General features: G+C 47.2%; 12 protein-coding genes, 1 pseudogene and 1 riboswitch. Of the genes and pseudogenes, 7 read left to right on the forward strand and 6 right to left on the reverse strand.

The window, feature by feature from the left end; translation table 11 throughout:
* Positions 1 to 47: 47 nt before the first annotated feature.
* The 4 genes from IQE94_RS08930 to IQE94_RS08945 form a co-directional block, all read right to left on the reverse strand.
* The gene (locus IQE94_RS08930) at positions 48 to 818 is read right to left on the reverse strand and encodes an MBL fold metallo-hydrolase (RefSeq protein ID WP_212717601.1); all 771 of its coding nucleotides are present in this window, start codon (positions 816 to 818) and stop codon (positions 48 to 50) included.
* Positions 819 to 821: 3 nt separating this feature from the next.
* Positions 822 to 3,002, reverse strand: coding sequence for a CHASE2 domain-containing protein (locus tag IQE94_RS08935; protein ID WP_255611273.1), 2,181 nt, complete (start codon positions 3,000 to 3,002; stop codon positions 822 to 824).
* Positions 3,003 to 3,124: 122 nt separating this feature from the next.
* Positions 3,125 to 3,892 carry a DUF928 domain-containing protein gene (locus IQE94_RS08940; RefSeq protein WP_212717599.1) on the reverse strand — a complete coding sequence of 256 codons (768 nt, stop codon included), beginning with the start codon at positions 3,890 to 3,892 and terminating at the stop codon, positions 3,125 to 3,127.
* Between the two features lie 78 nt (positions 3,893 to 3,970).
* Positions 3,971 to 4,963, reverse strand: a complete 993-nt coding sequence (locus IQE94_RS08945) for an alpha/beta hydrolase (RefSeq protein WP_212717598.1) — start codon at positions 4,961 to 4,963, stop codon at positions 3,971 to 3,973.
* Positions 4,964 to 5,303: 340 nt separating this feature from the next.
* Here IQE94_RS08945 and IQE94_RS18860 point away from each other — a divergent pair.
* Positions 5,304 to 5,465 (forward strand): annotated as a pseudogene (locus IQE94_RS18860) (helix-turn-helix domain-containing protein); the annotation flags it as partial.
* Positions 5,466 to 5,770: 305 nt separating this feature from the next.
* Here IQE94_RS18860 and IQE94_RS08955 read toward each other — a convergent pair.
* The gene (locus tag IQE94_RS08955) at positions 5,771 to 6,808 is read right to left on the reverse strand and encodes a diguanylate cyclase (RefSeq protein ID WP_223341771.1); all 1,038 of its coding nucleotides are present in this window, start codon (positions 6,806 to 6,808) and stop codon (positions 5,771 to 5,773) included.
* A gap of 45 nt (positions 6,809 to 6,853) precedes the next feature.
* Positions 6,854 to 7,363, reverse strand: a complete 510-nt coding sequence (locus IQE94_RS08960; protein ID WP_212717595.1) for a GAF domain-containing protein — start codon at positions 7,361 to 7,363, stop codon at positions 6,854 to 6,856.
* 231 nt (positions 7,364 to 7,594) lie between these two features.
* A riboswitch (guanidine-I (ykkC/yxkD leader) is annotated at positions 7,595 to 7,714 on the forward strand.
* A 71-nt stretch (positions 7,715 to 7,785) separates the two neighbouring features.
* Between IQE94_RS08960 and speB the strand changes: the two genes are divergently transcribed.
* The 6 genes from speB to IQE94_RS08990 all read left to right on the forward strand — a co-directional run bounded on the left by speB (position 7,786) and on the right by IQE94_RS08990 (position 13,058).
* Complete coding sequence (gene speB / locus IQE94_RS08965; protein ID WP_223341772.1) at positions 7,786 to 8,958, forward strand: agmatinase; 1,173 nt, start codon at positions 7,786 to 7,788, stop codon at positions 8,956 to 8,958.
* A gap of 75 nt (positions 8,959 to 9,033) precedes the next feature.
* A complete protein-coding gene (hypA, locus tag IQE94_RS08970; RefSeq protein ID WP_223343212.1) occupies positions 9,034 to 9,396 on the forward strand; it encodes a hydrogenase maturation nickel metallochaperone HypA in 363 nt (120 codons plus the stop codon).
* A 61-nt stretch (positions 9,397 to 9,457) separates the two neighbouring features.
* Entirely contained in the window at positions 9,458 to 10,147 is a 690-nt protein-coding gene (gene hypB / locus IQE94_RS08975) for a hydrogenase nickel incorporation protein HypB (RefSeq protein WP_223341773.1), read from the forward strand.
* Positions 10,148 to 10,233: 86 nt separating this feature from the next.
* On the forward strand, positions 10,234 to 11,262 hold the full coding sequence (locus IQE94_RS08980) for an aliphatic sulfonate ABC transporter substrate-binding protein (RefSeq protein ID WP_223341774.1): 1,029 nt from the start codon (positions 10,234 to 10,236) through the stop codon (positions 11,260 to 11,262).
* Between the two features lie 95 nt (positions 11,263 to 11,357).
* On the forward strand, positions 11,358 to 12,200 hold the full coding sequence (locus tag IQE94_RS08985) for an ABC transporter permease (protein WP_194019093.1): 843 nt from the start codon (positions 11,358 to 11,360) through the stop codon (positions 12,198 to 12,200).
* 57 nt (positions 12,201 to 12,257) lie between these two features.
* Positions 12,258 to 13,058, forward strand: a complete 801-nt coding sequence (locus IQE94_RS08990; protein WP_212717587.1) for an ABC transporter ATP-binding protein — start codon at positions 12,258 to 12,260, stop codon at positions 13,056 to 13,058.
* Positions 13,059 to 13,064 lie beyond the last annotated feature (6 nt).

Genomic DNA, 13,064 nt, shown 5'->3' on the forward strand with positions numbered 1-13,064 from the left:
TAAAACTCCACAAAATCCCATCTAGAACTCGCCTCCGGTGATGAAAGTCAAACTAGCTCAAACCGTTGACCCCGCTTCACAAAGCCAAGAAAGCCATCTTTCAACGCGGGAGGTAAGGGCCCCGGCTGGTAGCCATAGAGCCACATTTTAGCTTTGATAGCGGCGGGAAGTTTCCGCAATTCGTTGTAGTGGGCATGGACAGGGCTAGGATAGGGGGAAATTTCGCAATCATGGAAAATGATATCGGCCCGATGGAAATAGTCCTGCAGGCGATCGTAGCTAAATTTGGTGTCGTTGCTGAAGAAAACTTGGGAGTGATTGACTGTGAAAAAAAGACCATAGGCAGGCATTAACATCGACCCTGTATCCACATGGTTGAGTTTAATTAATTGAAAAGTGATCTTTTCCCAGGTAAAAGTTTCCCCTGGCCCCAAAGCATGGATTTGAAAATAATTATCAACATTGGTCATTCCCCCTTCAATGGCTTCCATCCCTCCGGCGAGGGAACGCTCCCATAAATCCGCCGCAATGTCCTGGCTCAAATATAAATTTGGTTTACCACAGGTAGGATCAAACATGGTGGTAAAGCCGACATATTCCAACCCCCCCACATGATCTGAGTGGAGATGGCTGACGTAGATGTCTGTAATGTCTTGGTGGCTAAGGCCGAGGGCATGGAGGGAAAAACGAATGTCGGTACCACAATCGATCAGAAATTTTTTGCCGTTATCGAGGGTGAGAATGGCATTAGATTGAAAATTATCCGCCCCCACCGTGAATGCAGAACCGGAGCCAAGAAAGGTTAGGTTAGCGGCCACAATCTAGCCCCCCTTAGCAGAGGCAATGGCCGTGGGCTGGGCCAGTGCTCCTTGATAGAGTTGATGAAAACGCTGAGCGATGTCGGTGGGCATTGCAGAAAAGTGGACGTAAAAACCGTGGCTCTCTCCGGGGATTGAATCTAATACCTTAGCGTAGAGTGCCGTCGCTGGCGCCCCCGTCTCCCTAAGGTTAATTTTAATATTGGTTAGACTTTCTGGACAGTGCTGATTTGGGGAAATCTGTATAAACCCCCCCTTAGCGGAGATTTTCCGCAATGTACCGGTTATTACCGCGTCGGTGATGTGTTTTCCTTCCAGACAGACGTATTCTAACGATAGGGGCTCTGGAATAGATAAATACTTTTGCTCTTCCACGGCGAGGGAAAGATTATAGGGTTCTCCTACGCCAGCCACGTCCCAGATGACCACAGGATCTTTAACTCCTTTAGGTTGCACCGTTCTATGGCCGTTGACTTGAACCCGATCGCCAGCGGCCTCTAGGGTAGTGGAGGAAATAAAAATTTGTCCCCCGGTGGTGTAGGACTCAATGCGATAGGTAAGATTGACCTGGGCTCCCACCACGCCATATTTAGTGCGCTTTTCAGAGCCGATGTTGCCCACCACCACTTCGCCGGTATTGATGCCAATGCCCATTTCTAGGGGTTGTAAGCCCAGCCCCGTCACCTGTTGATTGACTTCCCTTAGGGCCAGTTGCATTTCCACCCCACAGGCCACCGCCCGCAGAGCATCATCGCCCTGGGAAGTGGGGGCTCCGAACAGAACCAAAATACCATCTCCCATAAATTCGTCAATAGTGCCGCCATGGTTGGTGATGACATCGGCCATTTTGCCAAAGTAGATGTTCAGCACCTTAACCACTTCCTCGGGGTTGAGGCCTTCAGAGGTGCTAGTAAATCCCCTTAAATCTGAAGTGAGGATGGTGATTGGACGGCGATCGCCACCCATTTTGAGACCTTCGGGATTTTCTAGTAGGGTGGCCACCACCTGATCGGTCAAGTAACGACCAAAGGTGTTGCGCACCTGCACCCCCGCCCGGGCCATCCAGGTGACAATAAATACTCCTGACCCTAATAAACCCAACATCGGGGGAATAAACGGTAGCCACCATCCCATCACCAAGGCCCCATAGGTAATGGCCAGTAAAGATCCTAAACTGCCCACAATGGCGGCGATCGGTAGCCACTGCCCCCCGGAACGTCGGGTAGCATAGCGCAACTGCCAGGTAATTACCGCCCCCAGGAAAGACCAGACCGCGACCCAAAGCCATTCCAACGGCTCAGACCAACTTTTGAGCAACGGTTGACCGTCAACCCCCGCACTAATGATTTGACTAATGATGTTGCCATGGATCTCTACCCCAGGCACCGCGCGAGACAGTCCCAATGTATTGCTGTTGGGGGTGAAGTATAGGTCTTTAAAGCTTTCCCCCACCTTCCCCAGCAGGATGATTTTGTCTTTACCCCAGTCCGACGGCAATTTGTCCGTCAACACATCGGTGAGGGAAACCTGGGGAAAGGTTGATTGATAATCAATTAGTAACTGGAAACCACCGTCATCAGCCCGGATATAACCACCGCTATCGGCCTGGAGGGGGGAAAACACCACTTCATTTAAACGGAAGTCGTCACTGCCTTCGCTGATGGCCTCCGGCCCAATTCCGACATTATCAAGGAAGCGCAAAGCTAGGTGTAGCCCAAAGCTGTAGTGGGGTTCCCCATCCCGCACCAAATAAATAAAACCCCGGCGGACAATGTTATCAGCGTCAATAATTAAATCATTAGCGCCCACCTGATTATTTTCTTTCAATAAGGGCGGGGGACTGACCGTTTCAATGCCTGGTTTGCCTGCGACTTTTTCAATGCCCACCAAGTTGGGGGTGCTGGTGAATACTCCCGCTAACTCCTCTGTGCCCGGTGGCAGGGGTAAGTCCCTATAGAGATCCAGCCCGACCGCCGCTGGTTGCTGTTCCTTTAGCTTAGTGAGGATTTTTGCCAGCAGTTGGTCGTCAATGATCGGAGTGTTGAGGTAGGTAACGTCCTGTTCATCAATGCCCACAATGACAATGCGATCATCTTCGTGCCTTGGTAAAAGCCTTACCCCCGCATCGTAGCTCTGCCATTCCAACACCTGTAAAATGCCGGTGAAGCGGAGCAAAACTACCATAGCCGTCACCGTGGGGGTCGCAATCCAGATCCCCCGAGACTGCCAAAGAAACTTTTTCCAAGCTGACGGTATACTCCAACCCATTAATCTTCTCTGGTATTTCCTTTGATTTTCCCCTCGGGTCAGTTAGCCGAGGCAGACGTATTGACCATTTGGCAACACTCCACCACCGGAGCCTCCGCCCAGGCCGCAAATCCCCCCGACTCCAGAAATTCCTGCCATTCCTGGGGTTCCTCCTTGGCGATCGCCGCTAGGGCATTGAGGGCGTCCAACCATAGGCCCTGTTCGGCATAAAAAGCGGCCTTTGCTAGGGAAGAATCGGGGTTGGTGGGAGACAGGTCTAGGGGAGTGTAATTCACCGTCAACTCCACTGTGAGATTGTCCTCGGTGTTATTAGCATCACAAATAAGGGTCAAAGTAACATTATAAAAATTGTCCTCAATGACATTATCCGGCAAGCTAACGGGGAAACGAACAATCCCCCCTTCCTTGGACACGGTGAAAGTTGTTTGGTTTTGCTCCTTAGTAATGGGATCTGCCAACTGTACCTGGGCTGTCAGTCCTGGCTGGGGAGGCACATAAGCGTAAATAAAAGTCTCTTTGCTAGCAGTATTGTGGAAACCGCTGCCTTGGTTATAGTCGCCAGGAATTAAAAGCTGAAAGGGTAATTTGGCCTCATTTAAACAACTACCACCACTAGTTTGTCTGACTCCCCCGCCGCCACTGGTGACCGTTTGTCCCCGGTCAGTATTAGCTTGGGGAAATTTGAGGGCGATTAACTGGGAAGAAGATTTGACCGTGGAGCTATAGGAGGGGGAGATGCCAAAGGGAAAAGCCAGGGCCAAACCCATCAAACCGGCAAAAAACAACTTTCCTGGGCGGTTAGACATAATTAACGCTTCCTGGGCAGAGCAAAGGGCAAAAACGGAATTGTTTCCCCCCCAAGATAACAAACTATCTCCCTTTTACTATTGTAAATGCCGGTTAAAAAATTGGCTCAGTTCCCCAAAAACTTCTGCTGATTCCGGTGCGTCAAATTGGTAGAGATATTCAGCATGAGAAAGCCCTTCAAATAGTTGAAAATCTACTACCCTATTGTTTTGCCGCAGCTTTCTTTGCAGTCTAGCAGTATCGCTCAAGACTAAATCCCTGGTGCCACTAATGAGCAGGGTGGGGGGTAAGCCTTCTAAATCATTATAAAGGGGAGAAATAAAAGGATGGTTAAGGGGCAATTCCCCAGCATAGAGTTGGGCTAAACCTGCCAGTAAACCGCCGTAGCTGATGGCAGTGCGGTCAACATATTCATTGGTGAAGTAGGTATCTCCAGTTTTGGTCAAATCCACCCAGGGGGACAGGGGGGCGATCGCCGCTGGTAGGGGTAAATTAAGTTGCCGCAGTTGACAAACCAGAGCCAACAATAGGCCGCCTCCGGCAGAAGTACCAAACAGACCCATGCGGCTAACTTCATAGATTGTTACTAACTCCCGCCACACAGCCAAAGCATCGTCTAGGGCCGCGGGAAAAGGATAGTCTGGAGGTCGACGGTAATCGATGCTAATCACTTCAATCTGGCCGTAATGGGCCGCTAAAATTGCTTCCCCAGTGGCCAATTCTCCTCCGGCCAAAGCATAGCCCCCGCCATGGAGATGCACCAAAATTCTCTGGCCATTGGTTGGACTAATTACCGGGGGAGTCACTCGATAAACATTCACCCCGGCAATGCTTTCCTGGGTTAAGGTCACCGGAAATTGTTGTCTTAGTTGTTGAAATAAAACCTCGCTGGTTTGGTCATAGCTATTAATCAAGTCTTGCCAAGCTTGCTTATCTTCCAGGGCCGGTACCTGTTTGATCGCTTCCATGGCCCCCTGCAACGGCTGGGCGATCGCCTCTTTCAATGCGGGGCTAACGGTGGCTGGTACGGGGAGTGAACGGGGGGGCAGTGGGCGGGGAGAGTAGGCCATGGTCTGGGAAAGGTGGGATGGGAATAATAAGACTTTTGTGCTTATTCAAACCTATGATTAGTGGGAAATGATGGAGAATTTCAAGCTCTAGTTAGACTTATACCAAGTCTTTGTAAAGATGAGCTTAATAATACAATGATTTTGGTAAAGGATGCGAGAGAATTGAGGAAAAACAAATGGCTAGTCCTTTGCAAATTAATATAACAGAAAATAAGGAATAATTGCTACAGCGTATACGACATGAAAAAGATGTTTTAAATTAAGCTGAATTGCGGATGCTATTATTACTCAAAAAAAAGCTAAGAATCGCTAAGAACTTTGTTAACAATTAAATAAAAGTGAAACAACAATAAGTCGCTGGCTCAAGCAATACAGGGAGGGGGGACTGAAAACATTGTTGGAAAGGAAAAAAGAACCCGGAAAACCAAGGTCAATCCCTCCTGATATAATGATTATCTTAAAAAAGAAATTGTCACAAGGACAAGGATTTCAGAGTTACTAAGCCATAACAGAATAGCTAAAAAAACAAGGTGTTCAAGTTACTTACAAGACTGTATATCGTATTGTCAGATATGAGTTACAGGCAAAATTAAAAGGCCGTTGTTCTCGCCATTATAAGCAAAATTCAGAAGAAATAGAGACTTTTAACAAACCTAAAACCTGTAATACAAATACTAACTGACTTATCATATTGATCGGAATATTGAATGGTCTGAAAATATTATTACTATTTTTCATCCCTCTTATTTTCCTGAATTAAATTCCATTGAAAGACTCTGGGAATATAATCAAATTAGTTATAATTTATTATTCTGCCAACCGAAAATTGCCCTTGCCAAGGCGCTTAATCTTCATCAACTGATTATCTGCCTGTTCCACCCAATACTTGACTGCTTCACCCTGCTTGGCAAACACACTGACTCCCACTCCCCCCATACTCAAACTGATTGTCATTGGCCCTGCGGTCGTGGGCACTGGATTTTGGGCAATGGTGGCTTGAATTCTTTCTAGGAGTAGGGCGGTTTGTTCTCGGCTGGAACCAGGCAGGATAAGCATAAATTCATCTCCTCCCCATCTTCCCAAAGCATCATAGGAACGCAGTGCGGAAATGATTAAACGTGAACTACCCTGTAGAACCTCATCGCCCACTAGATGACCGTATTGATCATTGATCTGTTTGAAGTTGTCAAAATCAATCATGACAATGGCAATGGGGGAATTTTTGCGGGTGGCGTAGTCCCACTCCCGTTGTAGTAGGGTTTCGATACCCAAGCGATTCCATAGTCTGGTCAGGCTATCGAGCATGGCCACCCTTTCAAGTTCGTCCAATTCTTGAATTAACTGCATTTGAGCCTCGGACAGGGCGATCGCCGCTAGTTCGGACTCCACCATTTTGGAAAGGTCGTAGAGGATTTCTTGCTCTTCCACCGACAGATCTCGGGGCACCCGATCAATGGCACAGAGGGTTCCCACATGGAAGTCTTGACCCAAGTTAAGGGGATAACCAGCATAAAATCGGATGAAAGGCTCATTGGTTACCAAAGGATTATCGGCAAAACGTTCATCCTGGGTGGCATCTTTGACCAAGAGCAATTCATCCTTCAGAATGGCGTGGGCGCAAAAGGCAATTTCCCGGGGAGTTTCGGCAGCGCTTAGTCCTTGAATGGATTTAAACCACTGGCGTGATTCATCAACCATCGATACAGCGGCGATGGGTACTTTGAGAGACCGGCAGACCATACGGGTAATGCGCTCAAATCTCTCTTCGATTGGAGTATCCAGAATGTTGAGTTGCCTTAAAACGGTCAGGCGTTGCTCCTCATTTTGCGGTAATTTAGCTTCCATCCCTACAGTTCCTAACTTTTTTGCTATGACTGAATTTGTACCCTACTAAACCGTAAAGAAGCTCTTAAGCATGTAGGCCTTTAGCTCATTGGCTACGGTAACTGACAGGTCTTCTAAAAACTGAATATCGTCGTCGGACATTTCCCTCGGCTTTGTGTCATAGACACAGAGGGTGCCCACATGAATGTTATCCAGCATTTTTAGGGGATGACCAGCATAAAATCGGATGTGGGGCGGATCTATCACCAGGGGATTATCGGCAAAACGGGGGTCGGATAGGGCATCGGGGATAATTAGGGTGCGATCCTCCAAAATTGTGTGGGCACAAAAGGAAATAACGCGGGGAGTTTCGGTTAGGTCCGAGCCTCGAATGGATTTAAACCATTGGCGATTTTCATCGATCAAAGAAATGGCGGCCACTGGCATATCCAATACCCGACACAATAGCCGAGTAATGCGCTCAAACTTCTCATCGCTTGGCGTATCAAGAATGTTGAGATTCTGTAGATGGGCTAAGCGCTGCTGTTCATTGGATGGGATGGCAGCTTCTTGCATTGGCTAGGCAATTTTGATTGAGTTCGTGTTGCTGGGTAGTTAGGTTAATTGGCAACCACACCGCCGGTGTTAGACTTCTGATTTTTCTCCCTATTCAGGTTATCGCAAAGTTATGACCAATCCCTGGCCATGGGGCAAAAGCTGATGTAAAACTTTACACTGCGGTTTGGCGATCGCCAACAAAAAGTAGCAAAGAACACAGTCAAGTTGATCATCCCTAGCTAGGGTAGGGGATATTGTTTCTAGGGTTCCGATTCCCGGATGTGGGGAATGGCTGGTCCGAGAGAAACAGGCTAGGTTTTGTAAAAATTTTTGCCACTAGCTACACGGCGGGACAAAAGCCCGGGAGACTTTAATGACCAGTGCTTGGGTGTCATTAATAACTCCTGGGCAAATTTTGTTTTATAGCTGAGTAACTACTTATGAGCGATGCCACCCCATTCCCTCCCCCTTCTGAGGCCGAAGAAGCCCTATTGAAGGAAACTCGGTTACCCCTAACCGGTTGGCAACAGGAAGTTGATCAAGGGCTGACCTATGGTTTAGAAGCCGCCGCCAGCATTAAAGACCGCTCCATTCCCACCTTTTCCCGGGGGGAACTGCCCCACTATGCGGGCATTAACACCTTCATGAAAGCTCCCTATGTGGAGGATGTCCGTAACGTCGGCAATTACGACGTGGCGATCGTCGGAGTGCCCCATGATTCCGGGACCACCTATCGACCGGGTACCCGCTTTGGTCCCCAGGGCATTCGTCGTATTTCGGCCCTTTATACCCCTTACAACTTTGAAATGGGGGTGGATTTACGGGAGCAAATTAGCCTCTGTGACGTGGGGGACATTTTCACCATTCCCGCCAACAACGAAAAATCCTTTGACCAAATTTCCAAAGGTATTGCCCACATTTTCAGCTCTGGGGCCTTTCCGATTATTCTGGGCGGTGACCATTCCATTGGTTTTCCCACCGTGCGGGGCATCTGCCGCCACCTGGGGGATAAAAAAGTTGGCATCATCCATTTCGATCGCCATGTGGATACCCAGGAAACGGATTTAGACGAACGGATGCATACCTGTCCCTGGTTCCATGCCACCAACATGGCCAACGCCCCAGCCAAGAATTTAGTCCAATTGGGCATTGGCGGCTGGCAAGTACCCCGGCAGGGAGTGAAAGTTTGTCGGGAAAGGGCCACCAATATCTTGACCGTCACCGATATTACCGAAATGGGCTTAGATGCGGCGGCGGACTTCGCCATTGCCCGGGCCACCGATGGCACTGATTGTGTCTGGATTAGTTTTGATATTGACTGCATTGATGCGGGCTTTGTCCCCGGTACCGGCTGGCCAGAACCCGGCGGTTTATTGCCCAGGGAGGCTTTGTACTTATTGAAACGTATTATTCGCGAAACTAATGTTTGTGGTATGGAAGTGGTGGAAGTTTCCCCTCCCTACGACATCAGCGATATGACTTCCTTGATGGCCACCAGGGTAATTTGCGACACCATGGCCCACCTCGTAGTCTCAGAACAACTACCCCGTAAAGAAAAACCTGCCTATATCCATGCGGAAGCCAACATGGAAGTTGATCAGCCTTGGCAATAATAAGTTTAACTTGACTAGTCATTGCCAAATTTATGGCTCCAAAATAATCGGCGATCGCCTTTGGGAGAGGCAAAAATGCATGAAACAGACATGACCAAAGCCCTGATTATGACCGTTCAGGATTGGTTTGATCAACAAACTGTAAAACCCAAAATTACCAAGATCCACCTTCTTGTGGGTCAGTTCACCTGCGTGGAACCAATGAGTTTGCAATTTGCTTTTGAAGTGCAGACCAAGCAAACCTTTTTGGAGGGAGTGGAATTAGCGATCAAAGATGTGCCTTTAGTTGCCTATTGCCACCCCTGTCAAGCGGAATATCGCCCCGAAATTGGTTCGCAATATTCTTGCCCAACCTGTCGATCGCCTATGGAGGATATTCGCTCTGGGCGAGAGCTAAAAATTGACCGCATTGAACATCATCAATGCACTCCGGTTTAAATCCTAACCCACCGAGACCAAATTTTTTTATTAACTTGTCCACTTTTACCGCCAAAAAACTATGCACCAATCCATTGACACGGCGATCGGTCTGAATTTGCTCCATGCCAACCAGGCTGGGGCAGACCATAATAGAGCACACTTCGATGACTGGGGAATTACTTGTCTAAACCTAATGAGTAGCCCAGGAGCAGGCAAAACCGTCCTGTTAGAAAAAACCCTGGCGGCCCTCCAAGGTGAGTTAAAAATGGCCGTAATTGAAGGGGATATGACCACCGAATTAGATGCCGATCGTCTGCGGCAACATGGTAGTCCTGTAATTGCCATTAACACCGGCCGTTCCTGTCATTTAGACTCCAAAATGGTGGCGGGGGGGATCCATCGTTTTAAAGAGGATTATAATCCCCAGGAATTTGATTTAGTGCTGGTCGAAAATGTCGGAAATTTGGTATGCCCAGCGGAATTTGAAGTGGGGGAACATGCCAAAGTTGCTCTGTTGAGCATCACGGAGGGAGAGGATAAACCCCTGAAATATCCCATCATGTTTCAGGAAGCAGATTGTTTGTTAATTACCAAAATTGATCTAATGCCCCATTTAGACATTGATTTAGAAAAATTAGCCGCCAATGTCCGTTCTATGAATCCCCATGTAACCATCATTCCTGTGTCCGCTAAAACCGGAGAAGGTTTAGCTACTTGGTTTAGTTGGGTTAAACAGCAAATCAAAGTCCCTGCCATCGCTAATGTTTAAATCCTAATTTAAAAGGTCAAAATCAACACAGTAAAATTTTGCTTTTTAGCTCTATATAGTAACAGTTATTAGTGGAGGAACTTCTGATGCCGAGACGTAGTTTAATTTCTTTAATTTTAATTTTTTGTAGTACGATACTTTTGACCGTTAGTTGTGCCCAAACTCCAGAGCAATCCCAATCCCCTACCCCCACCCCCGAAGGGCCTCCCATCGTTATTGGTTACAGCAACTGGGCTGGTTGGTGGCCCTGGGCGATCGCCGAAGAAGAAGGCCTATTTGCCAAAAATGGGGTCAACGTAGAAATGAAATGGTTTGATGGTTATCTGGAATCCATGCAGGCCCTGGCGGCGGGACAATTGGACGGCAATAGTCAAACCCTGAACGACACCATTTCCTTTGCCGGGGAAGCGGTCAACGGAGAAGTAGCCGTACTGGTTAACGACAACTCCGCTGGCAACGACAAGATTATTGTCACCGCCGATATTAATACTGTTCAGGATCTCAAAGGCAAAACCGTGGCGATCGAAGAAGGGGTAGTGGATGATTTTTTGCTTAGTTTAGCCCTGGAACGGGAAGGCATGACCAGGGACGACGTCGTGATCAAACCCCTAGAAACTGGGGCGGCGGCGGCGGCCTTTGCGGCGGGACAGGTGGACGCAGTGGGGGCATTTCCTCCCTTTTGGTTAACGGCTCTCAAACGAGAAGGTTCCAAAGAATTAGTTACTTCCGCTGAATTTCCCGGAGCCATTCCCGACCTTTTAGTAGTGACGGAAAAATTAATTCAAGAAAAGCCAGAGCAGGTTCAAGCTTTAGTCAACACTTGGTTTGATATTCGTAAGTTCATGGAAGAAAATCCTGAAAAATCCGATGAAATTATGGCCAAACGGGCAGGGGTAAGCCAAGAGGAACTGCAACTATTTAAAGATGGCACCCGCTTTTTGACTCTGGAGGAAAACTTAGAAGCTTTTAGTCCCGGAGATAGCATGGTCCACATGCCTTTTGCCGCCCAAAAAATGGCAGATTTCATGATTAAAGTCGGCTTTATTAAACAGTCTCCTGACTTAAATAAAATCCTTGACTCCCAGTTTGTTAAAACATTAGCTGGTCAAGCTTAGGCTTAAGTTGCCTTCTTTAATGAGTAATCGGAGGGATTTTGATTTTTTTTGTGACAATTTGTTCACTCTGTTAACCAATCAACTTCCCTAATATTATGACTATTGCCCAAGATAAGTTACCAAATTATTCCCCTAAAAAATCTCTACAACCCACCGTTTTTTGGCGCATTGGTGGAGAAATACCGGAATCGCTCAAATGGTCCTTAATGTCCTTATCGATCATCATTCCCTTGGTATTGTGGGCCTTGCTTTCATCTTTACCTACTGTGAGTGATGTTTTTCTCCCTTCCCCCCAGTCAGTAGTTCAAGCCTTAATAGAATTGTTTAATGATGGATTTTTAATCCAAGATTCCCTGACTAGCTTTGGTCGAGTGGTAGGGGGATTTTTTTTAGGGGGATTGGTGGCTATTCCCTTAGGGATTTTAATGGGCACATTTCCTAGCATACGCAGTTTAACGGAGCCAATTATTGGCGTGGTGCGTTATATGCCAGCCCCAGCTTTTATTCCGCTGTTAATTATTTATCTCGGCATTGATGAAGCTTCAAAAATTGCCTTGATTTTCATTGGGACAATATTTTTTAATACCCTGATGATTATGGATGCGGTCAAGTTTATCCCCAAGGAGTTAATTGAAGTTACCTATACCCTGGGGGGATTACGGAAACAAGTTTTATTTAAGGTTATTACCCCCTACATTATCCCTAATATTCTTGACGCATTCCGGATCAATATGGCGGCGGCTTGGAACTTGGTGGTGGTGGCGGAATTGGTGGCGGCGGATAACGGTTTAGGGAAACGTATTTTGCTAGCTCAGAAATTTTTGAAAACTGATGAAATTTTTGCCTGCTTAATAGTTCTGGGCTTAATTGGCTTTGCTTTGGATTTATCATTTCGCCTCATCCTCAGACTCACCTGTAAATGGTCTTTGGAACAGTGATTTAGCATTTTTATGATCATTGCCCAATCATCAAATTAATTGTAACTGGTAAAAATTATGCATCTAGAAATAACTGACTTGAATCGGATTTTTGTCGGCAAACGGGGTTCAGTGGTGGCCCTAAAAAATATCAATATGCACATTGAAACCGGGGAATTTGTTTGTGCAGTGGGGGCTTCTGGTTCCGGCAAGTCGACTCTTTTGAGGTTAATTGCTGGTTTAGATACTCCCACTTCCGGCACCATCAATGTGGATGGACAAAAAGTAACGGGGCCAGGGGCTGACCGGGGCATGGTTTTTCAACACTACAGTCTTTTTCCTTGGATGACAGTGCAGGAAAATGTTGAGTTTGGACTGAAACTCCAAGGCTGTTCCCAAAAGGAAAGGTTTGACACTGCTAGCTATTATTTAGATGTGGTGGGTTTGGTTAATTTTGCCCAGGCCTATCCCAGGGAATTGTCAGGGGGCATGAAGCAACGGGTGGCGATCGCCCGGTCTTTAGCCTGCCATCCGAAGGTCTTGTTAATGGACGAACCCTTTGGGGCGTTGGATATTCAAACCAAGGAAAGGATGCATGAATATCTAATCGACATTTGGCAAAGACTGCAATGTAGCATTCTGATGATTACCCACGACGTTGAAGAGGCTGTATTTCTGGCCCAACGGGTCTATGTGTTGAGCTCCCGTCCGGGCACCATTCAACGGGAACTGACCATCAACCTGCCGGGGGATGAAGAAACTCCCAAAAATCGCACTTATAAAATCAAGCGGGAACCAGAGTTTTTTAAATATAGCGATGAAATTTCCAGTTTATTAAGGGGCAATCACACGGAAGAGGCAGAGGCGATCGCCAGCTAAAATTAG

It is taken from the genome of Synechocystis sp. PCC 7339, from assembly GCF_019924095.1.
Taxonomy (GTDB): Bacteria; Cyanobacteriota; Cyanobacteriia; order Cyanobacteriales; family Microcystaceae; genus Synechocystis.

Coding starts and splice junctions, on each gene's coding strand:
- IQE94_RS08935 (WP_255611273.1), bottom strand. CDS start 3,002: ATGGTAGTTTTGCTCCGCTTCACCGGCATTTTACAGGTGTTGGAATGG.
- IQE94_RS08940 (WP_212717599.1), bottom strand. CDS start 3,892: ATGTCTAACCGCCCAGGAAAGTTGTTTTTTGCCGGTTTGATGGGTTTG.
- IQE94_RS08945 (WP_212717598.1), bottom strand. CDS start 4,963: ATGGCCTACTCTCCCCGCCCACTGCCCCCCCGTTCACTCCCCGTACCA.
- IQE94_RS08955 (WP_223341771.1), bottom strand. CDS start 6,808: ATGGAAGCTAAATTACCGCAAAATGAGGAGCAACGCCTGACCGTTTTA.
- IQE94_RS08960 (WP_212717595.1), bottom strand. CDS start 7,363: ATGCAAGAAGCTGCCATCCCATCCAATGAACAGCAGCGCTTAGCCCAT.
- speB (WP_223341772.1), top strand. CDS start 7,786: ATGAGCGATGCCACCCCATTCCCTCCCCCTTCTGAGGCCGAAGAAGCC.
- hypA (WP_223343212.1), top strand. CDS start 9,034: ATGCATGAAACAGACATGACCAAAGCCCTGATTATGACCGTTCAGGAT.
- hypB (WP_223341773.1), top strand. CDS start 9,458: ATGCACCAATCCATTGACACGGCGATCGGTCTGAATTTGCTCCATGCC.
- IQE94_RS08980 (WP_223341774.1), top strand. CDS start 10,234: ATGCCGAGACGTAGTTTAATTTCTTTAATTTTAATTTTTTGTAGTACG.
- IQE94_RS08985 (WP_194019093.1), top strand. CDS start 11,358: ATGACTATTGCCCAAGATAAGTTACCAAATTATTCCCCTAAAAAATCT.
- IQE94_RS08990 (WP_212717587.1), top strand. CDS start 12,258: ATGCATCTAGAAATAACTGACTTGAATCGGATTTTTGTCGGCAAACGG.